This is a genomic window from Streptococcus sp. 1171_SSPC (genome assembly GCF_001069335.1).
Taxonomy (GTDB): domain Bacteria; phylum Bacillota; class Bacilli; order Lactobacillales; family Streptococcaceae; genus Streptococcus; species Streptococcus xiaochunlingii.
In genome coordinates this window covers 1-469 of the sequence record NZ_JWAK01000011.1, presented here as the reverse complement: position 1 = coordinate 469, position 469 = coordinate 1, and the positions used below count along the sequence as shown (strand labels likewise).

Sequence of the window (469 nt, the reverse complement as noted above, 5' to 3'; positions counted from 1 at the left end):
ATGGCGCGAGACGGAATCGAACCGCCGACACATGGAGCTTCAATCCATTGCTCTACCAACTGAGCTACCGAGCCAAATATTGCGGGAGCAGGATTTGAACCTACGACCTTCGGGTTATGAGCCCGACGAGCTACCGAGCTGCTCCATCCCGCGTTAATATTAAGGAGGATGTGGGATTCGAACCCACGCACGCTTTTACACGCCTGACGGTTTTCAAGACCGTTCCCTTCAGCCGGACTTGGGTAATCCTCCAGCTAATTATGGACCTTGTAGGACTTGAACCTACGACCACTCGGTTATGAGCCGAGAGCTCTAACCAGCTGAGCTAAAGGTCCGACAAGATCAATAGTATAGCGGCGAAGGGGATCGAACCCCCGACCTCCCGGGTATGAACCGGACGCTCTAGCCAGCTGAGCTACACCGCCATAAATCGGGAAGACAGGATTCGAACCTGCGACACCTTGGTCCC

At 54.4% G+C, this 469-nt stretch carries 5 tRNA genes; all 5 read right to left on the bottom strand.

The features are described from left to right. Position 1: 1 nt before the first annotated feature. Positions 2-74, bottom strand: a tRNA-Phe gene (locus ADF75_RS01000). Positions 75-79: 5 nt separating this feature from the next. Then, positions 80-153, bottom strand: a tRNA-Met gene (locus ADF75_RS00995). A 9-nt stretch (positions 154-162) separates the two neighbouring features. Then, positions 163-252 (bottom strand) — tRNA-Ser (locus ADF75_RS00990). Positions 253-261: 9 nt separating this feature from the next. Beyond that, positions 262-335, bottom strand: a tRNA-Ile gene (locus ADF75_RS00985). A 16-nt stretch (positions 336-351) separates the two neighbouring features. Further along, positions 352-425, bottom strand: a tRNA-Met gene (locus ADF75_RS00980). Between the last annotated feature and the right edge of the window lie 44 nt (positions 426-469).